Raw genomic sequence first — 18996 nt, 5'->3', positions numbered from 1 at the left:
GTTCGCCGCATTGTGTCGTTTGGTCGCATATCAACCAAAACGGCCGATGCTGTCCAGTGACGCCTCGGGGTTTTTAGTCAGCGTGGCGCCGGGATCACCCCGCCGAGCGCGGCCGTCAGTTCGGCCGCCACTTCCCGGATGATTTGTCCGATCTCCGGCAACCGCTCGTCGGTGACCCGACTGGTCATGCCGGATACGGAGATCGCGGCAAGCGGTTCGGCCAACGCGTTGTATACCACCGCCGCGACGCAGCGCAGGCCGATCTGTGCCTCCTCATCGTCGACGGCAAAGCCCTGCTTGCGGATTTTCTCGAGCTCCCTGAACAGGTCGCTCGGGCGCACGATCGACTTCTCGGTCAGGCGGGGCATGCCGTGATGGCGGATGACGGCGCCGACGTCCTCGTCTGAATAGGTTGCGAGCACCGCTTTGCCGACGCCGGAGGTCACCATGGGGACGCGGCCGCCGACCTTGGTGAGCGAGCGCATGATCTCGCGGCTTTCCATGCGGGTCAGCACGATGATGAACTCATCGTCGACCACGGCGAGATTGGCCGTCTCGCGGGTGAGATCGCGCAGCTTGCGCAAATATGGAATCGCCTGTGCGGAGAAATTGCGTCGCCGCGCAAAGCTGGCGCCAACCGTGAAGCTGCGCACGCCGACGTGCCATTTGGACTCGCCACGGTCGAACTGCACGAAACGGCGGCTTTCGAGCGTTGCGAGCAGCCGGTGCACGGTGGACGCCGACAGGCCGGTGCGGATCGCGAGATCGCTGAGACGATAACCTTCGTCGTCCTCGGCCAGCGTCTCGATGATCGACAGCGCGCGGTCGACCGACTGCACGCCACCGTCGCGGCCCTCGTGATCGGCCTCCGCGGCCGATTTGGGCTCGAACGATTTGCGCCGGATCACGTTCTTGCTCATCGCGACCTGCCGCTTTTGCATCCGTCGTTCCGGGATGGTCCGACGGACCAGACCCGGAATCTCGAGGTTCTCAGGTGCGCAATTGCGCACCATAGTTCGATGCTGCGCATCGCCCCGGAACGACTTACCCTGCGAGGCGCCGCTTCGGACTGCCGAAGCGGCGTCAACGCCTCAGAGCAGCCCTGCCCCGCGCGCCCACTTGTACTTGGCGCCGAGGACCTCGACCGGCAGCTCGGTCGAATAGGCGTAGGCCGGGATGCCGTTCTGGTAGAGATATTCGGCGGCTTCCTCGACCTCGACGTCGCCGGCGAGAGAGGCGACCATCGGCTTCACAAAACCCTTGGCCTCCATCTCCTTCTTCACCTCGACCATGTTGCGGGCGAACACCATCGGCGGGGTGACGATGGTGTGCCAATAGCCGAGGATCAGCGCGTGGATGCGCTCATCAGACAGCCCGAGCTTCACGGTGTTGACATAGGTGATCGGCGGCTCGCCGCCGGTGATATCCACGGGATTACCGGCAGCTCCAAACGGCGGGATGAACTTGCGGAAGGCCGCATCGAGATCCGGCGGCATCGACATCAGCGACAGGCCGTTGTCGACGCAGCTATCCGACAGCAGCACGCCCGAACCGCCGGCACCGGTGATGATGAGCACGTTCTCGCCCTTCGGCGTCGGCAGCACCGGCACGCCGCGGGCGAATTCGAGCAGCTGGCGAAGTGAGCGGGCACGGATCACACCGGATTGCTTGAACACGTCCTCATAGATGCGGTCGTTGCCGGCGAGCGCGCCGGTGTGGGACGATGCCGCCTTCGCGCCAGCCGAGGTGCGGCCGGCCTTGAGCACCACGACAGGCTTCTTCTTGGAGACGCGCTTGGCGGCTTCCGCGAAGGCGCGGCCGTCCTTGAGGTCTTCGCAATGCTGCGCGATCAGATTGGTGTTCGGATCCTGCTCGAAGAAGGCGAGCAGATCGTCCTCATCGATGTCGGACTTGTTGCCGAGGCCGACGATCGCGGAGACGCCCATCTTGGCCGAGCGCGAGAAGCCGATGATGGCCATGCCGATGCCGCCCGACTGCGACGACAGCGCCGCATGGCCCTTGACGTCATAGGCGGTGCAGAAGGTCGCGCAGAGATTGGCGGGCGTATAATAGAAGCCGTAGATGTTCGGCCCCATCAGGCGGATGTCGTACTTCTTGCCGACCTCGACGATCTCGGCCTGCAGCTCAGGCGCGCCAGCTTCAGCGAAGCCCGACGGGATGAGCACAGCGCCCGGGATCTTCTTCTCGCCGCATTCGGTCAGCGCGGCGGCGACGAATTTCGCCGGGATCGCGAACACCGCGACGTCGATCACACCCGGCACGTCCTTGACGCTCTTGTAGGCCTTGTAGCCGAGGATCTCGGCGGCCTTGGGATGGATCGGATAGATCTCGCCCTTGTAGCCGCCGTTGATGAGGTTCTTCATCACGGAATTGCCGATCTTGCCGTCCTCCGCGGAGGCGCCGACCACGGCGACAGCCTTCGGCTGCATGATGCGGTTCATCGCCGCGACGATCTCTTCGGTCGGACGCGGCTTCGGCTTCGGCACAAAAGCGAAGTCGACGACAATACGGACGTCGGCGGCCGTGGCCCCCTTCGCGGTTGCGAACACTGGGTTGAGGTCGAGCTCGACGATCTCGGGGAAATCGGTGACGAGCTGCGAGACCTTGACGATGACATCGGCGAGCGCGTTGCGGTTCACCGGCTCGCCGCCGCGCACACCCTTGAGGATCTCATGCGCCTGGATGCCGTCGAGCATCGAGAGTGCGTCCTCCTTTGTGGCAGGCGCAAGGCGGAACGTGATGTCCTTGAGCACCTCGACGAGCACGCCGCCGAGGCCGAAGGCGACCAGCTTGCCGAACGAGCCGTCGGTGATCGAGCCGACGATGACCTCGGTGCCGCCGGCCAGCATCTGCTGGACCTGGACGCCTTCGATCTTGGCATCGGCCTTGTACTTCTTGGCGTTGCCGAGAATGGTCTCGTAGGCCTTCTCGGCCTCTTCAGCCGTCTTGAGGCCGACGATGACGCCGCCGGCTTCGGTCTTGTGGAGAATGTCCGGCGAGACGATCTTCATCACCACCGGGAAGCCCATGGACGAAGCCATCTTGCCGGCCTCGCCCGCCGACTTGGCCACGCCCTCCTTCGGCACCGGAATGCCGTAGGCGTCGCAGACCAGCTTGCCTTCCGGCGCCGTCAGGCTGGTGCGGTTGTCCGCCTTGACCTGGTCAAGCACCTTGCGGACGGCATCTTTGGAATTGGACATGTGGCTTCTCCCTTGACCTGAGTTCGTTCTTTTCAAAGCGCGCGCGTGTTTGCGGCTGCCCGTGATGCTTGCCATTCGCCGCGCTCTGTTCCATGCGGCGGAACGGAGTGCATAAAGCAAAGACTACTCCGCCGGCTTGGACCAAAAATGGCTGGCGATGGCATTTGGTATGCCAGAAGCCAACTTGTCAAGCTGGTGCAGGCCCCGGAACGCCGCAAAAAATAGGCAGCTTGACATTCTGGCATGTGGTATGCCAAAAACTTTCCCGTTAATATTCCTGTAAAAGACGACTCCCACTGGAGGAGATTCGTCGTGTCACTACGGAAACCAACCAAGGCGTTGCCGAACATGGCCGAGGCAGACATCGCAATCGTTCGTATTGCCCCGGAGAGCAGCTTCAAGAACAAGGCGTATGACGCCTTGAAGGAAGCCATCCTCAAGATGGACATCTATTCGACGCCCGAGCCGGTGATGCTCGACGAGCGCGCGCTGTCCGAACGTCTGGGCGTCAGCCGCACCCCGATCCGCGAAGCCATCGCGATGCTCGAGCAGGACGGTTTCGTGAAGACGGTTCCGCGCCGCGGCATCATGGTGGTGCGCCGGACCAAGAGTGAGATCGTCGACATGATCCGCGCCTGGGCGGCGCTGGAGAGCATGGCGGCGCGGCTCATCACCACCACCGCGCGGAAGAAGGACATCACGGCGCTGCGCGACTATTTCAAGGATTTCGGCAAGGACCGCCTGCCCGAGGACCACGTCGAGGAATATTCGCGTGCCAACATCGCCTTCCACCAGGCGCTGATCTCGCTGTCGGAATCCCCCGTGCTGGTCGATCTCACCAACGACCTGCTGCTGCACGTGCGCGGCTATCGCCAGCTGACCATCGGACGCAAGGACCGCACTGCGACCTCCCTGCCCGAGCATCTCGGCATGATCGAAGCGCTGGAGGCGCGCGACACCGAGCTCGCCGAGAAGCGCGCCCGCGATCACACCCTCGGCCTTGCCGCTTACGTCGAAGCGCACGGCCAAGAACTGTTTACGTAACTCTTCGCTTAGCAACGTTCACCAGAAGGGCGAACAATTCGCCCCAACGACCTTGAGACCAGGGAGACAAGGCCCATGCTGAATACCGCGACCAAGTCCGAAGCACCGGGCACCGAGCAGGAACTGACGGATGGCTTCCATCTCGTCATCGACGCGCTCAAGCTGAACGGCATCAACACCATCTATAATGTGCCGGGCATCCCGATCACGGATTTGGGCCGCATGGCGCAGGCCGCGGGCATTCGCGTGATCTCGTTCCGCCACGAGCAGAATGCCGGCTACGCCGCAGGCATCGCCGGCTATCTCACCAAGAAGCCCGGCGTCTGCCTCACGGTGTCGGCGCCCGGCTTCCTCAACGGCCTCACCGCCCTCGCCCACGCCACCACCAACTGCTACCCGATGATCCTGGTCTCGGGCTCTTCCGAGCGCGAGATCGTCGACCTCCAGCAGGGCGATTACGAGGAGATGGACCAGCTCGCGATCGCCAAGCCGCTGTGCAAGGCGGCCTATCGCGTGCTGCACGCCCAGGACATCGGCATCGGCTTCGCCCGCGCCATCCGCGCGGCGGTCTCGGGCCGTCCGGGCGGCGTCTATCTCGACCTGCCGGCAAAGCTGTTCGGCCAGGTGATGAACGCCGAAGCCGGCCAGAAGTCGCTGGTCAAGGTGATCGACGCGGCGCCGGCGCAGATCCCCTCGCCCGCTTCGGTCAAGCGCGCGCTCGACGTGCTCAAGGGCGCCAAGCGTCCGCTCATCATCCTCGGCAAGGGCGCGGCCTACGCGCAGGCAGATGAGGAGATCAAGAGCTTCGTCGAGAAGAGCGGCGTGCCATTCCTCCCCATGAGCATGGCCAAGGGCCTGCTCCCCGACACCCATCCGCAATGCGCCGGCGCCGCCCGCTCGACCGTGCTGAAGGAGTCCGACGTCGTCATGCTGATCGGCGCGCGGCTGAACTGGCTGCTGTCGCACGGCAAGGGCAAGAGCTGGGGCGAGGCGCCGAAGAAGTTCATCCAGGTCGACATCGAGCCGAAGGAGATGGATTCCAACGTCGAGATCGTCGCGCCCGTCGTCGGCGACATCGGCTCGGTGGTCTCCGCCTTCAACCAGGCAATGGGCTCCGGCTGGACCGCGCCGCCCACCGAATGGACCAAGGCCGTCTCGACCAAGCGCGAAGAGAACGTCGCCAAGATGGCGCCGAAGCTCATGAACAACAAGTCGCCGATGGACTATCACGGCGCGCTCGGCGTCTTGAAGAACGTCATCAAGGAGTATCCCGAGGCGATCCTCGTCAACGAAGGCGCCAACACGCTCGACCTCGCCCGCGGCGTCATCGACATGTACAAGCCCCGCAAGCGTCTCGACGTCGGCACCTGGGGCGTGATGGGCATCGGCATGGGCCAGGCGATCGCGGCTGCACTCGAGACCGGCCATCCCGTGCTCGCTGTGGAGGGCGATTCGGCGTTCGGCTTCTCCGGCATGGAGGTCGAGACGATCTGCCGCTACAACCTTCCGGTCTGTGTCGTCATCTTCAACAATGACGGCATCTATCGCGGCACCGACGTCAACGGCGCCAACGACGATCCGGCGACGACCGTGTTCGTCAAGGGCGCACGTTACGACAAGATGATGGAAGCCTTCGGCGGCGTCGGCGTCAACGCGACTTCGCCGGACGAGCTCAAGCGCGCCGTCAACGACGCCATGAAGTCCAGCAAGCCGACGCTCATCAACGCGGTGATCGATCCGGCCGCGGGCTCGGAGAGCGGCCGTATCGGCAACCTCAATCCGCAGAGCGTCCTGCAGAAGAAGAAGTAGGTCCACCCCTTCAACCCTTATTCCCTGTGGTTAGCAGGGGCAGACAGAGTACGGAGCAATATGATGACCAAAGCGCTCGAGGGCGTTCGCATTCTCGACTTCACCCACGTCCAGTCCGGACCGACCTGCACGCAGTTGCTGGCATGGTTCGGCGCCGACGTGATCAAGGTGGAACGCCCCGGCGTGGGTGACATCACCCGCGGCCAGCTGCAGGACATCCCGAACGTGGACAGCCTGTATTTCACCATGCTCAACCACAACAAGCGCTCGATCACGCTCGACACCAAGAACCCCAAGGGCAAGGAAGTCCTGACCGAGCTGATCAAGAAGTGCGACGTGCTGGTGGAGAATTTCGGCCCCGGCGTGCTCGACCGCATGGGCTTCCCCTGGGAGAAGATCCAGGCGATCAACCCGAAGATGATCGTCGCCTCGATCAAGGGATTTGGCCCCGGACCGTACGAAGACTGCAAGGTCTATGAGAACGTCGCGCAGTGCACCGGAGGCGCCGCCTCCACCACCGGCTTCCGCGACGGCCTGCCGCTCGTCACCGGCGCGCAGATCGGCGATTCCGGCACCGGCCTGCACCTGGCGCTCGGCATCGTCACCGCGCTCTATCAGCGCACCCATACCGGCAAGGGCCAGCGCGTCACCGCCGCGATGCAGGACGGCGTGCTCAACCTTTGCCGCGTCAAGCTGCGCGACCAGCAGCGCCTCGCCCACGGCCCGCTCAAGGAATACAGCCAGTTCGGCGAAGGCGTGCCGTTCGGCGATGCCGTGCCCCGCGCCGGCAACGATTCCGGCGGCGGCCAGCCCGGCCGCATCCTGAAGTGCAAGGGCTGGGAGACCGATCCCAACGCCTACATCTATTTCATCACCCAGGCCCCGGTCTGGGAGAAGATCTGCGACGTGATCGGCGAGCCCACCTGGAAGACCGATCCGAATTACGCCAAGCCGGCCGCCCGCCTGCCGCGTCTGAACGAGATCTTCGCCCGCATCGAACAATGGACGATGACGAAGACAAAATTCGAGGCGATGGAGATCCTCAACAAGGACGACATCCCCTGCGGCCCGATCCTGTCGATGAAGGAGATCGCCGAAGACCAGTCGCTGCGCGCCACCGGCACCGTGGTCGAGGTCGACCACCCCACCCGCGGCAAGTACGTCTCGGTCGGCAACCCGATCAAGCTGTCGGACTCGCCGGCGGACGTGACGCGTTCGCCGCTGCTCGGCGAGCACACCGACGAGATCCTGCGCTCGGTGCTCGGCTTCAGCGATCACCAGGTCGCCGAGATCCACAAGTCCGGCGCGCTCGACCCGCCGCAGAAGCAGGCCGCGGAGTAAGCGGCCCCACATTGCACGAGACGAAAGGGCCGCCTGAAGGGGCGGCCCTTTTTGCTTGGCAAGGCGTGCCGTCGCAGGCTCGAAATCAAAACTCGGAAAACAACCCCATGCACAGTAGCCATCCCATTGGCACGCAACGGTATTTCTGATTCGACGAAAAAAATCCTGACCCGTCGGGCAAAACAGGGGTATTGTGCCATGGTCGCCAGGCGAGTCAGTACGAGCCGAGCAAGCGTCAATGCCGAATTGAAGCCGCCTGATCGGAACCGACCGGGTTGCACCTCGTTGTCTCCTGCACCGGAGCACGCTTGAGCGCAGCCGGCCATCCGACGACAAGTCTAACGCTACCGGCTCGCGAGCTGGACACGCCGGCTCGGGCGTGTTTCGAGCCGCGTTCCCCTACGCCGACATCGAGGTCGACATGACGAGAGATCATCCCGCGTCCCGGGCTCTGCGGGAGGCCAACAAGGCATTCAAGCCGGTCGAGACCAAGAAGCCGATGACCGACTATGCAAAGGCGCAACAATCCCATCACGAAAATCGCGAACGCCTGAAAGCGGAACGGCTGGCGCGAGAGGCCGAGCAGGGAAATCGTCGCAGATAAGGGATTGCCGGTACCCGCGTCATTACTTCGACACGGCCAGGCAATCTCTGTGGACGAAGAGAGACCGATCTTGGCGAACCAGAGGGCTGCCGAGATCGAAGCTGCGCTCTCGCTTGCGGACACCGCCAAAGACATCGTGCCGTCCGCCAGCCGCGGCAGCCTGGCGATCGAAGCTCGCGACGACAATGGCGGAGGATCGCAAGCTTTAGAGCATCGAGAGCACGATGACCCCGTCCTCGAGCTCCCCGGAAGCCAGCCGCGCCCGCGCGATGCGCTCGAACTCCGTCCGATATTTCTGAAGGTAGCTGAAGGCCTGCTTCTGCGTCTGGAAGGTCGTCGCAAGACGGCACAGCTGTCGGCCCGCGCCGAGCGCAAGAAAGAAGGTGATTGTGCCGCCGCCGTCCGGTTTGATCCTAGGCACGACTTGCACTCATTCGCATGTGAACGGCCCCTTTCAGATCATCGTCTGCACTGAATTCGGCTATCTCGGCAATTTCCTCGTGCGCTTCTTCGGTGCAGGCGCCGATGCGCGAAAAGTGGCATCGGCTGCTTGCTCGGCTGCTTGCTCGGCTGCTTCCTTGGCCTCACGCAGCTCGCGCAGCCGCGCCATGTTGCTGCGGATATCGACAGCGCGCCTTTCGACATCGGCGATCGCCCGCGCGCCCTCTTCGGCGGCCAAGCGTTGACGCTCGGATCGCGCGATGGATTCGGGAGACGGTTCGGCCGATTTCCTGGCGCTCATCGCGTCGCGCTCGTCTTTCGCCTACTCGGCAACGGAGAGAACCCGCTCAATCCCTTACGATCGAGCGGGTCACATAGCCGTTTCAGTACATCCGTGAAACGGCCGTACAGAGCTCAAGCCAGCGAGAGATTCTCTGCGCTGACCTTGCCCCGCATTTTATCGGTCTTGGTCTCGAAGTTGACCTTCTGGCCCTCGGCGAGACCCGCAAGACCAGCCCGCTCGACCGCGCTGATGTGGACGAACACGTCATTGCCGCCGTCGTCGGGTTGAATGAATCCAAAGCCCTTCTGGCCGTTGAACCACTTCACAGTACCTGTCGTCATTCTCTTCTCCAAAGCGCATAGCCGCGCATTCCGCGTGATGTTCACGCAGATCAATTCAATTCGTCGATGTCTCTGGAAAAGGAGCCCGCAGGCGCATTCAACAAGCACAGCGGCTGAACGAACAAGGCCAAGGTATACCTCATCGCGAGCACTTACAAGGCTCGAGCCGTATATAATTGCGCCCGCCCGCGGTGGAACGTTTTCGCGTTTGAGGATTCGCCCCCTGATCTCTGGCGCAAGTGCCAGACGAGATCGTCACAAAGCGCACGCGTCACTTCGACACGGCGATGATCTCCTCCGGAGTTCCAGCCAGACGACAAGTCTAAATCATCGATCCTCTCGCGATCTGTGGTAGACTTCGTCATCACCGCCCGGCTCGTGGCATCTATCGGTGATGAGAACGCATCGCGCTCCCGCCTCCTCCAGCATGGAGCAGCGCCATGGGACGGCGTCAAAACGACATCAAGCGAACAGAAAGTCTCAAGCAACGTCTGACAGACGACGCCAGACGCTCGCGAGATGAAGCCCACTTGCTTCCTCCCGGTCAGCATCGCGAAAGGCTGCTACGAAGGGTACGGCAGGACGAGACGGCCATCGAGATCGAGGCATGGCTGAACTCTCCTGGACTGAGAGCTCCGACATGACGGAACACTTGGACCGGGTGCTCAGCGATCTCCGCTGACGAGCTGCCCGCGAAAGAACTGCACCACGGCCGCATTGAAGTCGCGGTGAAAGGCTGCCCTGTCGAAGCCCGCCGGCACATCGGTGCAGATGCGCGGAACGGCCGCGGCGAGATCGGCCGAGCATCGGGAGCCTGATCCAGCCGATCGTGGTCTGTTTCGCGGACGGGTCGATTGCTTCCGGGCGGCCTCCCGAAGCTCGCTGACGTGGACGTGCGGCCGCTGCTATCGGCCGACAGGGTAAGTCAAACCCACTGGAGTTGATCCAGTGGAGGCGGGCGAACGGGGCGCGAACTCTTCGCCGATTCTCCGGGAAGTTGAAGCGGTAGCGTTGAACGGGGAGCGCTCCCGCTGTTCTGCCGTCGATTTGCTCTTGAGCGGGGATTGGCCCGGGCCTAGCCTCATGCCCGCGTTTCTTCTCGTCGGGGCCTCTGCCCGTTGGCCGCTGCGGCCTTTACGCTGGTGAAGCATCCGGGGCTGCCGGCTCCGGCATAACGGGCGCTCGGACTACACTTGAGCGGCCCGCCAGCTTCGACCACGTCCTGGCTCGGATGAGCCGTCGGCGATCAGAAGAAACGAAGCGGCCGCAACACCACTGGAATGGCACTGGCTTTGCTTGTTGATGCAACCAACGCGTCTGCGGGAGAGGTGGCCGATGAAAGTCTGGAACACCGAAGAGTTGCCCGACCACGAACAGTTCGTCTATTGGCGCGAGGTCCTCTGCGAAGCCTTCGTGACGCTGAGACCGGAGCGGCCTCGAGACCATAACAGAGGCCGCTTTCCCAGTCGCGTCACCGCGCATCCGCTGTCAACCATCAACGTGACGACGGTCCAGTCCAAAGCGCACCACGTCATCCGTGACGAGGCGGAAATCCGCAGGTCGCCGCAAGAGGTCTATTTCCTCAATCTTCAATTGAGCGGCCGATGCCGTTACGAGACCGAAGGCCGGGAAACGATCGTCGGCCCGAACCAGTTTGCGATCGTGGATTCGACGCGGCCCTACTTCCTCGACTTCATGGACGACTGGAACGTATTCTCGTTTCGTATCCCGCGCCACATGTTGCGGCCGTTGCTGCAGACGCCCGACTGTTCGACCGGCATATGCGTGTCGGGTGATCAGGCACTGGGCGAGATCACGATCGGATTCCTGAAATCGATCGCAATGCGCGTGGCCGAGCTGCCATCGGGGGCCATCGAGCCGCTCGCGGCCGATGTGGTCAACCTGGCTGCACTGTCCCTCGGTGCCACCGAGGCGACGCGGATTGGGCAGCGCCAATCCGCGCAACGCGCCCTCTACGCGGCCATCGTGAAGTTCGTCGAAACGAATTTGGCCGATGCCGGGCTATCGGCATCGTCCGTTGCCGCGCATTTCGGGATTTCCGTTCGTTATCTTCATCGGATCTTCGAGGAAAAGGGCAGATCGTTCGGCCAGGTCGTGCTGGAGCGCCGACTGCTCCGTTGCGCAGGCGATCTCGATATTTCAGCGCAATCGCGGATCTCCGATGTCGCATTCCGCTGGGGTTTCAACGACATCTCCCATTTCAACCGAAGTTTCCGCCAGCGCTTCGGAGCTTCGCCGCGCGCATATCGACTGAGGCAACGGCAGGAATAGATTCCGGCGACGTCCCGCGCGATCCCGCGAGAAGTGCACTCCAGGTCAACTCTTTCGTCACTCCCAGCCAAGATCGAACGCCGCCGTGGCGTTAGCTTCGGCGCGCATTCATTTCTCGCGGGGAGAGATCGCCATGGCAATCGACTTCAGGCTCAGCGAAGATCAGATCGCGCTTCGCGACGGCGCGCGTGCCTTCGCACAACAAGCTCTCAAGGACGTCCGAACGACCATTCGCAACTACGCCAAGCCGGATGACCGCTTCTATGCGATCAGGCCGTTCCACAAGATGGGCGTCGACGCCGGTTTCGTGAAGGGATTGTTTCCCAAGGAGGTCGGCGGCACCGACGTTTCGACGCTCGATTTCGCGCTTGCGGCGGAGGAGTTGTGCGTGGTCGACGTCAACGTTCCCAGTGCGATGCTCGGAACCGGCCTTTGCGTCAAGCCCGTCATCATGTTCGGGACCGAGGAGCAGAAGCAGCGCCTGCTTCCCGATTTCATCCAGGACGGATCCCTGCTCGGCGCACTCGCCTTCACCGAGGTGACGGGTGGCGCGAATTTCGATGCCCCGGATCCGCGCTTCGGCGTGAAGACCTTCGCCATCCGCGAAGGCGATGAGTGGGTGATCAACGGTGAAAAGCACTACACCACCAACGGCACCGGCTGGGATGGCAAGAATTGCCATCTCTACGCAGTGGTCTGCCGGACCGATCCGAGCAAGGGCGCACAGGACTCCCTGGCCGTGATCATGGTTCCGGGCAGCGCGCCGGGCGTCAAGGTGACGGGGATTCTGGATACGGCCGGGCACCGGGCTACGATCTCGCCGCGAATGAAGTTCGAGAATGTCCGCGTTCCCGCCGGCAATATCATCGGCAAGCCGGGAGACGGGATCGAGATCGTCTCGACCAATTTTGCCTGGACTGCGGCGCTGATCGGGGCCGCCTGCGTCGGGGTCATGCGCGCCGCGTTCGACCATGCGGTCGCATTCGCGCGGAAGGATGCCCGCTCCGGGCCGCATCCGATCATCGAATATTCCACGGTGGGCTACATGCTGGCCGACATGAAGATGAAGATCGAGGCCTGCCGGTACCTGACCTGGAAGGCCTGCCAGCAATTCGACCTGTCCAAAGGCAGGGAGCACGAACTTGCCGTGATGACGAAAGTGTTCTGCTCGGAGACCTGCGTCGATGTCGTCTATGACGCCATGCGGCTGGTCGGTGTCGACAGCTACACCGACATGCACCCGCTGGCGGAATTGATGAATGATGCGATGTGCTTCCCGCTCTACGATGGCGGCAATATGGGGGCTCGCCGCAGGAACCTGCACAATATCATCAAGAGTCCGTCCTACAGTTCGCTCACGGCGCCATACGGCATGTTCGGCGCATAGGTGGCCTCTGAGGTCGCTTGTGAGCCGCGCGGGATGGAGAGGCGCGTTTGGCTGACTGCCGAGCGCCGCCGGCCAGCGGGGGAAGCACGGCGAAAATGCCAACGACAGCGCGTCAGCAGATTACCGAGAAAGTCGCCTCATCCTCGCTCCTCGCGAATGCCCGATGCTCACTGATCTCCACCGGCGAGCTGTTGATGAAAGTACCCCACCACCGCCGCGTTGAACTCGCGATGAAATCCGGCCCTGTCGAAGCCTGCCGGCACATCGGTGCAGATGCGCGGAACGGCCGCGGCGAGATCGGCCGAGCACGGTGCGAGGAACGCATAGTGGCCGGCCGGCACGACGTGAATGTCAGGCTTACCCGGCAAGCTTTCAGCGACGCGTGCGTTGCCCGAACCGTCGCCGACGCCGGGTCCACCGAACTGCGATCGCCAGAACTGGAAAGGCACTTTGACGAGAGCGAGGTTCTCCCGCGTCAGGGTAGCCGGCGCAGGATCAACGATGACGGCTGCGCGAATGCGCGCATCCCGTATCGGCTCAGGCGGCGTCTCGCCGTTGTGAAGCTGCGCGCACGCGCCGGTCGTCTCCTTGCACAGGCTGGCGACCCTGGCGAAATCCGGCGTGGTCCCCATCAGCACGAGACCAGTCGCCCCTCCGAGCGAGAAGCCGAAGAAGCCGACCCTGGTGGGATCGATCGCTGCTCGGTCGCTCCAGTCGTTCAACAGAAAATCGAGCAGGCGCACAATATCCGCCGGTCGCGATCCCCAAACCGACAGGGTATCGCGCCTTGAGGAGTCGCCGACCGTATCGCCGGGATGATTGATGGCGGCGACGATGAAGCCGGCATCGGCCAGCGCCTCCGCCGTGTCGTGCTGCTGACCGAAAAATCCGCCCCGGCCGTGCGAGTAGATGACGAGCGGCAGCTTCGCGCCCGTGACAGGACAATCCTTCGCGCCCTTCAGGTCGAAATCGGCGCCGACCCACAAACTGCCGAGCGCCACATGCGTCGGCTCACTCGTGCACGGATACCAGATTGCACCTGACAGCGCCGGATCGGACTGGAGAAGCTGAATCCCCGCAGCCTGCACAGGCGAGCCGAGACAGCAGAGGATGACGGCAAAAGCCCAAAGCGTGCAGCGCAACGAGAGTCCCCCGATTTCGCGCGGAAGCTGAGCGGGGAACGATAGCGGAATTGTGGCTGATTGATCGGGAGCGCATCCTGAAGCAATCTGCCGGACAACGAGAGGGAGATCAGCATGTCACTGCTCGGCAAGGCCGCCGTTGCGATGTGGTGGAGCGTTCACCCCGAGCAGCGCACCGAGTTCGGCGACTGGCATTCGCATGAGCACTTTCCCGAGCGGATGAGCATTCCAGGCTTTCGGCGCGGGTCGCGATGGACCAGCACGACCGACGCCGAAGGCTTTTTCGTGCTCTACGAGCTCGAGCATTACGACGTCCTCACGTCGAAAGGCTATCTCGATCGCCTCAACGCGCCGACGCCATGGTCGACGAAGATGATGCCGCATCATCTCGGCATGATCCGCAGCCAGTGCCGGATCGTCGCCAGCTTTGGCGGGGGTGTGGCAACTTCGCTGGCCACCATCAGGCTGTCGCCGGAGGCCGGACGGGAGGCGGCGCTGCAGGCGCGCCTTCCGGACATGCTCGGCGCGTTGGCGCAGAAGCCGGGGCTGACCGGCGCCCACCTCCTCCTCACCGACACCCCCCGGACGAGTGCGCCCACCATCGAACAGCAGATCCGCGGCAAGGACAGCACCGCCGACTGGATCGTGCTGCTGTCGGGTTACGATGCCGATGTGGTCGAAGACGTGATCGCCGGCCAGTTTTCGGCGTCATCGCTTCAGGCAGCCGGCGCTCGCAGGAATTTCATCACTGGCCGCTACGGGCTGGCATTCACGATGACACCGCAGGATGTGGCAGCCGTCTAGCGGACAGGGCACCCAAAAAAATCCAAACCGCCTGTCGGATCGGCGGCTTGCCCGTCGTCCTCGTGACATGAATGGGCCATAGAGGCCAACTCGGGCCCATCAATCACTAGGGACAACAACCATGCCCAATACCGTCCGCCTGCACCGCGTTCTCGCCACCAGCCCGCAGAAAGTCTATCGCGCCTTCCTGGAGGCCGATGCGATGGCGAAATGGCTTCCGCCGAACGGCTTTACCTGCACGGTGCATCATTTCGAGCCCAAGGTCGGCGGCACGTTCAAGATGTCGTTCCGGAATTTCACGACCGGCAACGGCCATTCGTTCGGCGGCGAATTCGTCGAGCTCGTACCGGGCGAGCGCCTCCGCTACACCGACAAGTTCGACGACCCCAACCTGCCGGGCCTGATCGAGGTGACCGTGAGCCTGAAGAAGGTCTCGGTCGGCACCGAGGTCGAGATCACACAGTCCGGCCTGCCCGACGTCATTCCCGTCGAGGCCTGCTATCTCGGCTGGCAGGAGTCGCTGCGGAATCTGGCGCGGCTGGTCGAGCCGGAGATCAACCAGTAGCAACGACATCAGCATCGTAGGGTGGGCAAAGCGCAGCGTGCCCACCAACGCTCTCAACAGCGGAAAGATGGTGGGCACGGCGCGCGAAGAGCGCGCCTTTGCCCACCCTACGGCACGGGCAGGAGTCGCTGCGCAATCTGGCCAAGCTCGTCGGGCCGGAGATCAATCAGTAGCAACGACATCAGCATCGTAGGGTGGGCAAAGCGCAGCGTGCCCACCAACGCTCTCAACAGCGGAAAGATGGTGGGCACGGCGCGCGAAGAGTGCGCCTTTGCCCACCCTACGGCTGTTCGGTCAGATGCGCCGCTCTACCCGCGTCGTCATTGCGAGCGAAGCGAAGCAATCCAGAGTCCCTCTGCAGAACGAGTCTGGATTGCTTCGCTTCGCTCGCAATGACGAAGGATCGTTACGCGCCCGCCTTCCGCTTGAGCTCGCCGTCCGCGGTCCACCTGTCCGGATCCGGACTGTGCCCGATCAGCGCCAGGCCATAGGCGATCGACTCGAACTGGTCGCCCGACATCAGCCGCTCGTTGCCGAAGCGGTCGGCGAACAATTTTCGGACCGCGGGCACGAACGAGGTGCCGCCGGTCAGAAACACCTTCTCCACCTCGCGTGCGGCGATGCGGGCCTCGGCCAGCACCTTGTCGACGGTGGCACTCAGCCGGGCGATGTCGTCGGCAATCCAGGCTTCGAATTTCTTGCGCGTGATGGCCGCGCCGATGTCGACGCCGCCGCCCTTGAAGCGGAAGTCGACCTCGTCCTGCGCCGACAGCGCGACCTTGGCGTCGGACACCGCGCGGTACAGCGCAAAGCCGAGGTCGAGATCGACGATGGTGATGAAATCCTCGAGCAGCTGCGGCTTCAGCGCGGTGCGCTGGAGCTCGCGGAGCTCGCGCAGATCGCCGTTGCTCTTCATCATCGCCAGCTGATGCCAGCGCGCGAGGTTGGTGTAATGGCCGGTCGGAACCGGCAGCACCTTGTCGAACGAGCGGAAGCTGGAGCCCTTGCCGAGCCGCGGCGAGACGATGTGATCGACGATGCGATAGTCGAAGGTGTCGCCGGCAACGCCGATGCCGGCGTGGCCGAGCGGCTCGGCGCGAAGGACGCCGCCCGCACGCGAGAAACGCATCACGGAGAAATCGCTGGTGCCGCCGCCGAAATCGGCGACCAGCACGGTGGCATCGCGCTCCAGCCTGCGGGCGAAGGAGAATGCCGCGCCCACGGGCTCGTAGACATAGCGCGCGTGACCGGCGCCCAAGCGCTCGAACGCGGCGCGGTAGCGCTGCATCGCCAGCGCCTCGTCGGGATTGCCGCCGGCAAAGCGCACCGGGCGGCCGACCGTGATGTTCGCCGCCTCGAAGCCGAACTTGTCCCCGCCGTGGCGCGCCAGCGTGCGCAGGAACGCCGCCAAGACGTCCTCGAACTTGTAGCGCTGCCGGAACACCTGCGTGGTGTTGAAGCTGGAGCTCGCCGCGAAGGTCTTGAACGATTGCAGGAAGCGGTAGACGTGGCGCCCTTCGAGGAACTGCTCGATCGCCCACGGCCCGCCCTCGGCCTGGGCGCCGGCGCCCGGCCGGTCCTCCCAGAAGCACAGGGCCGACACGTAGACGCTGTGGCGCTGCCCGCCATGGTCGAAGCGAATGGCCTCGACGCGGCGGTCGTCCGCCGCCAGCGCAACGACCGTGTTGCTCGTGCCAAAATCGATGCCGATCGAGACGGCGGGCGAGGCGCTCGACATGAACCACTCTGAGGGAGGATTGGATAAGGGGCGGACCACTAGCGGCTTTGCATGACCATGCCAAGGGCCCTGGCATTGCAGCACGGCCGGAACCCGGACCGCCTGGGGCCAGGTCGCCCCTCTCGGGCCGCTTTTTCAGCCGGCTTTGGTGCCCGTTTGTTCAAGAAAGGCGCCGCCGTGTGTCCGCATCGGCAACTTTATGTCCGAACCGGACCCTTTAACCCACTATTATGCTGCAATGCGATAGGCTGCATGCTGCTATGCAACCACGAGCATGGACACTGGCATCTGGTATACATAATTTGCCCTTTGAAATGAGACAGCAAGACTGACCGTCTCAAGAAAGGGAATTCCGATGTCAAAGACCGCCTCCGTCGCTTTCGCCCCCTCCTCCTCGCTGTTCGCCCGGTTCATGGCCGCGGTCGATCGGTTCCTGCTGGCAAGCGCCGAGATCTCGAACCACAACGGCGACCTGCCGCGTTTCGGGCTGTAAGCCAGCTTGGCGGCCCCGCGCACGGCGGGACCGCAGACCACCCGAGACCCCGTTTGTTGGATTAAATGGCCCCCGCATGTCGGGGCCATTTTCGTTTTACGACCTGACTCCGCGCGACCCAGCTGCGACGATTCGTCCACCGACGTGCCCGCCGATCCGATTGTTTGCCCCTTGGCATCTCGCATACCATTCGACCAGCAACCCAATTGAACAATCAAAGGTGTAAGGCGGGGACGACGTAGCGCAGCGGGAGCAGCCGAGGGGCACATTTGCACCAACCTTGGCCCAGGCTTAGCCGAAAGGAGCGGATGCCGCGCGTTGTCCCTGCTCATAGAGTTTCTACCGGGACTGCCATGGGAGAAGCGGCACCATGGGCGACACCAGGCATTTGAATCGAGATGGGCTGACGCAAGCCGACAAAGAGCGGCTGCGTTGAGGGTTCGACAGGGAGAGAAACAGATGAAGCCATTCGTTCTGAATGTCGCTTTGGCGGCAATCGCGATGTCATGCGCCAGCAGCACCGCAAGCCGGGCCGCCTGGGAGCCGGTCCGTCCGGTCGAGTTCATCGTGCCCGCGGGCACCGGCGGCGGCGCCGATCAGATGGCGCGCACCATCCAGGGCATCGTCACCAAGCACAATCTGATGAAACAGCCGCTTGTCGTCATCAACAAGGCCGGCGGTGCGGGTGGCGAAGGTTTCCTCGACGTGAAGACCTCGTCGGGCAATCCGCACAAGATCATCATCACGCTCTCGAACCTGTTCACGACGCCGCTGGCGACGGGCATTCCGTTCAACTGGAAGGATTTGACCCCGGTCGCGATGCTGGCGCTCGACGAGTTCGTGCTCTGGGTCAATGCCGAGAAGCCCTACAACAGCGTCAAGGACTATGTCGAAGCCGCGAAGAAGGCGCCAAGCGGCTCGTTCAAGATGGGCGGCACCGGCTCGAAGCAGGAAGACCAGATCATCACGGTCGGCATCGAGAAGGCCATCGACGCCAAGTTTACCTACATCCCCTACAAGGGCGGCGGCGAAGTCGCGGTCCAGCTCGTCGGCAACCACGTCGATTCGACCGTCAACAACCCGATCGAGGCGGTGGCGCAATGGCGCGGCGGCAAGCTCCGTCCGCTTTGCGTCTTCGACGCCCAGCCGATGGCCTATGACGAGCCGATCGCCGACGGCAAGGCCTGGAAGGACATTCCGACCTGCAAGTCGCAGGGCCTGGCTATGGAATATCTCATGCTGCGCGGCATCTTCATGTCGCCCAAGGCCACGAAGGACCAGATCGAATATTATGTCGAGCTGTTCAAGAAGGTCCGCGCGACGCCGGAATGGCAGGAGTTCATGAAGAGCGGCGCCTTCAACACGACCTTCCTGACCGGTGCCGACTACGCCAAGTGGGTCGAGGCGGAGGAGAAGCGCCACGAAGGCCTGATGAAGGAAGCCGGCTTCCTCGCGCCGGGAAATTGATCCGCGATTGGCCCGCGACATCGA

Annotated in this window: 17 protein-coding genes; 10 read left to right on the top strand and 7 right to left on the bottom strand. The window is 63.3% G+C overall.

Going from position 1 to position 18996, the window contains the following annotated elements:
- Positions 1-77: 77 nt before the first annotated feature.
- Both XI05_RS37640 and XI05_RS37635 read right to left on the bottom strand, forming a co-directional pair.
- Positions 78-920 carry an IclR family transcriptional regulator gene (locus XI05_RS37640; RefSeq protein WP_271511937.1) on the bottom strand — a complete coding sequence of 281 codons (843 nt, stop codon included), beginning with the start codon at positions 918-920 and terminating at the stop codon, positions 78-80.
- 171 nt (positions 921-1091) lie between these two features.
- Positions 1092-3221 (bottom strand): acetate--CoA ligase family protein, encoded by a 2130-nt coding sequence (locus tag XI05_RS37635; protein ID WP_271511188.1) that lies wholly within the window; start codon positions 3219-3221, stop codon positions 1092-1094.
- A 348-nt stretch (positions 3222-3569) separates the two neighbouring features.
- Between XI05_RS37635 and XI05_RS37630 the strand changes: the two genes are divergently transcribed.
- From XI05_RS37630 to XI05_RS37615, 4 genes are all read left to right on the top strand, one after another.
- Positions 3570-4265, top strand: coding sequence for a GntR family transcriptional regulator (locus XI05_RS37630; protein WP_166819518.1), 696 nt, complete (start codon positions 3570-3572; stop codon positions 4263-4265).
- Positions 4266-4340: 75 nt separating this feature from the next.
- The gene (gene oxc, locus XI05_RS37625) at positions 4341-6074 is read left to right on the top strand and encodes an oxalyl-CoA decarboxylase (RefSeq protein WP_271511185.1); all 1734 of its coding nucleotides are present in this window, start codon (positions 4341-4343) and stop codon (positions 6072-6074) included.
- A gap of 63 nt (positions 6075-6137) precedes the next feature.
- Positions 6138-7415 carry a formyl-CoA transferase gene (gene frc / locus XI05_RS37620; RefSeq protein ID WP_271511182.1) on the top strand — a complete coding sequence of 426 codons (1278 nt, stop codon included), beginning with the start codon at positions 6138-6140 and terminating at the stop codon, positions 7413-7415.
- 421 nt (positions 7416-7836) lie between these two features.
- Entirely contained in the window at positions 7837-8019 is a 183-nt protein-coding gene (locus XI05_RS37615; RefSeq protein ID WP_025035185.1) for a hypothetical protein, read from the top strand.
- 205 nt (positions 8020-8224) lie between these two features.
- Here the strand turns inward: XI05_RS37615 and XI05_RS37610 are convergent, their stop codons facing one another.
- From XI05_RS37610 to XI05_RS37600, 3 genes are all read right to left on the bottom strand, one after another.
- Complete coding sequence (locus XI05_RS37610) at positions 8225-8449, bottom strand: hypothetical protein (RefSeq protein ID WP_172784280.1); 225 nt, start codon at positions 8447-8449, stop codon at positions 8225-8227.
- A 51-nt stretch (positions 8450-8500) separates the two neighbouring features.
- Entirely contained in the window at positions 8501-8761 is a 261-nt protein-coding gene (locus tag XI05_RS37605) for a transcriptional regulator (protein ID WP_271511179.1), read from the bottom strand.
- 113 nt (positions 8762-8874) lie between these two features.
- Positions 8875-9084, bottom strand: a complete 210-nt coding sequence (locus XI05_RS37600; RefSeq protein ID WP_172784278.1) for a cold-shock protein — start codon at positions 9082-9084, stop codon at positions 8875-8877.
- A gap of 1335 nt (positions 9085-10419) precedes the next feature.
- On the opposite strand from XI05_RS37600, the gene XI05_RS37590 reads away from it, so the two are divergent.
- Positions 10420-11376, top strand: coding sequence for a helix-turn-helix domain-containing protein (locus tag XI05_RS37590; protein WP_271511176.1), 957 nt, complete (start codon positions 10420-10422; stop codon positions 11374-11376).
- Positions 11377-11509: 133 nt separating this feature from the next.
- The gene (locus XI05_RS37585; protein ID WP_271511173.1) at positions 11510-12763 is read left to right on the top strand and encodes an acyl-CoA dehydrogenase family protein; all 1254 of its coding nucleotides are present in this window, start codon (positions 11510-11512) and stop codon (positions 12761-12763) included.
- Between the two features lie 167 nt (positions 12764-12930).
- Here the strand turns inward: XI05_RS37585 and XI05_RS37580 are convergent, their stop codons facing one another.
- Positions 12931-13905, bottom strand: a complete 975-nt coding sequence (locus XI05_RS37580; protein WP_271511170.1) for an alpha/beta hydrolase family protein — start codon at positions 13903-13905, stop codon at positions 12931-12933.
- A 114-nt stretch (positions 13906-14019) separates the two neighbouring features.
- Here XI05_RS37580 and XI05_RS37575 point away from each other — a divergent pair, with 114 nt between their 5' ends.
- A complete protein-coding gene (locus XI05_RS37575; protein WP_271511169.1) occupies positions 14020-14709 on the top strand; it encodes a hypothetical protein in 690 nt (229 codons plus the stop codon).
- A 121-nt stretch (positions 14710-14830) separates the two neighbouring features.
- Positions 14831-15274 (top strand): SRPBCC family protein, encoded by a 444-nt coding sequence (locus tag XI05_RS37570; protein ID WP_172784273.1) that lies wholly within the window; start codon positions 14831-14833, stop codon positions 15272-15274.
- 406 nt (positions 15275-15680) lie between these two features.
- Here XI05_RS37570 and XI05_RS37565 read toward each other — a convergent pair whose 3' ends face one another.
- Entirely contained in the window at positions 15681-17012 is a 1332-nt protein-coding gene (locus XI05_RS37565; RefSeq protein WP_271511164.1) for an Hsp70 family protein, read from the bottom strand.
- A 355-nt stretch (positions 17013-17367) separates the two neighbouring features.
- Between XI05_RS37565 and XI05_RS37560 the strand changes: the two genes are divergently transcribed.
- Both XI05_RS37560 and XI05_RS37555 read left to right on the top strand, forming a co-directional pair.
- Positions 17368-17505 carry a hypothetical protein gene (locus tag XI05_RS37560; RefSeq protein ID WP_271511161.1) on the top strand — a complete coding sequence of 46 codons (138 nt, stop codon included), beginning with the start codon at positions 17368-17370 and terminating at the stop codon, positions 17503-17505.
- 459 nt (positions 17506-17964) lie between these two features.
- Positions 17965-18972: a Bug family tripartite tricarboxylate transporter substrate binding protein gene (locus tag XI05_RS37555; protein WP_172784270.1), complete on the top strand. Its 1008-nt coding sequence runs from the start codon at positions 17965-17967 to the stop codon at positions 18970-18972.
- The last annotated feature ends 24 nt before the right edge of the window (positions 18973-18996 follow it).

Source organism: Bradyrhizobium sp. CCBAU 11357 (genome assembly GCF_028128865.1).
Taxonomy (GTDB): domain Bacteria; phylum Pseudomonadota; class Alphaproteobacteria; order Rhizobiales; family Xanthobacteraceae; genus Bradyrhizobium.
This window is presented reverse-complemented; position numbering and strand designations above follow the sequence as displayed.

Excerpts from the sequence above, each read along its gene's own strand:
- XI05_RS37640 (WP_271511937.1), bottom strand. The coding sequence starts at position 920 with ATGAGCAAGAACGTGATCCGGCGCAAATCGTTCGAGCCCAAATCGGCC.
- XI05_RS37635 (WP_271511188.1), bottom strand. The coding sequence starts at position 3,221 with ATGTCCAATTCCAAAGATGCCGTCCGCAAGGTGCTTGACCAGGTCAAG.
- XI05_RS37630 (WP_166819518.1), top strand. The coding sequence starts at position 3,570 with ATGGCCGAGGCAGACATCGCAATCGTTCGTATTGCCCCGGAGAGCAGC.
- oxc (WP_271511185.1), top strand. The coding sequence starts at position 4,341 with ATGCTGAATACCGCGACCAAGTCCGAAGCACCGGGCACCGAGCAGGAA.
- frc (WP_271511182.1), top strand. The coding sequence starts at position 6,138 with ATGACCAAAGCGCTCGAGGGCGTTCGCATTCTCGACTTCACCCACGTC.
- XI05_RS37615 (WP_025035185.1), top strand. The coding sequence starts at position 7,837 with ATGACGAGAGATCATCCCGCGTCCCGGGCTCTGCGGGAGGCCAACAAG.
- XI05_RS37605 (WP_271511179.1), bottom strand. The coding sequence starts at position 8,761 with ATGAGCGCCAGGAAATCGGCCGAACCGTCTCCCGAATCCATCGCGCGA.
- XI05_RS37600 (WP_172784278.1), bottom strand. The coding sequence starts at position 9,084 with ATGACGACAGGTACTGTGAAGTGGTTCAACGGCCAGAAGGGCTTTGGA.
- XI05_RS37590 (WP_271511176.1), top strand. The coding sequence starts at position 10,420 with ATGAAAGTCTGGAACACCGAAGAGTTGCCCGACCACGAACAGTTCGTC.
- XI05_RS37585 (WP_271511173.1), top strand. The coding sequence starts at position 11,510 with ATGGCAATCGACTTCAGGCTCAGCGAAGATCAGATCGCGCTTCGCGAC.
- XI05_RS37575 (WP_271511169.1), top strand. The coding sequence starts at position 14,020 with ATGTCACTGCTCGGCAAGGCCGCCGTTGCGATGTGGTGGAGCGTTCAC.
- XI05_RS37570 (WP_172784273.1), top strand. The coding sequence starts at position 14,831 with ATGCCCAATACCGTCCGCCTGCACCGCGTTCTCGCCACCAGCCCGCAG.
- XI05_RS37565 (WP_271511164.1), bottom strand. The coding sequence starts at position 17,012 with ATGTCGAGCGCCTCGCCCGCCGTCTCGATCGGCATCGATTTTGGCACG.
- XI05_RS37560 (WP_271511161.1), top strand. The coding sequence starts at position 17,368 with ATGTCAAAGACCGCCTCCGTCGCTTTCGCCCCCTCCTCCTCGCTGTTC.
- XI05_RS37555 (WP_172784270.1), top strand. The coding sequence starts at position 17,965 with ATGAAGCCATTCGTTCTGAATGTCGCTTTGGCGGCAATCGCGATGTCA.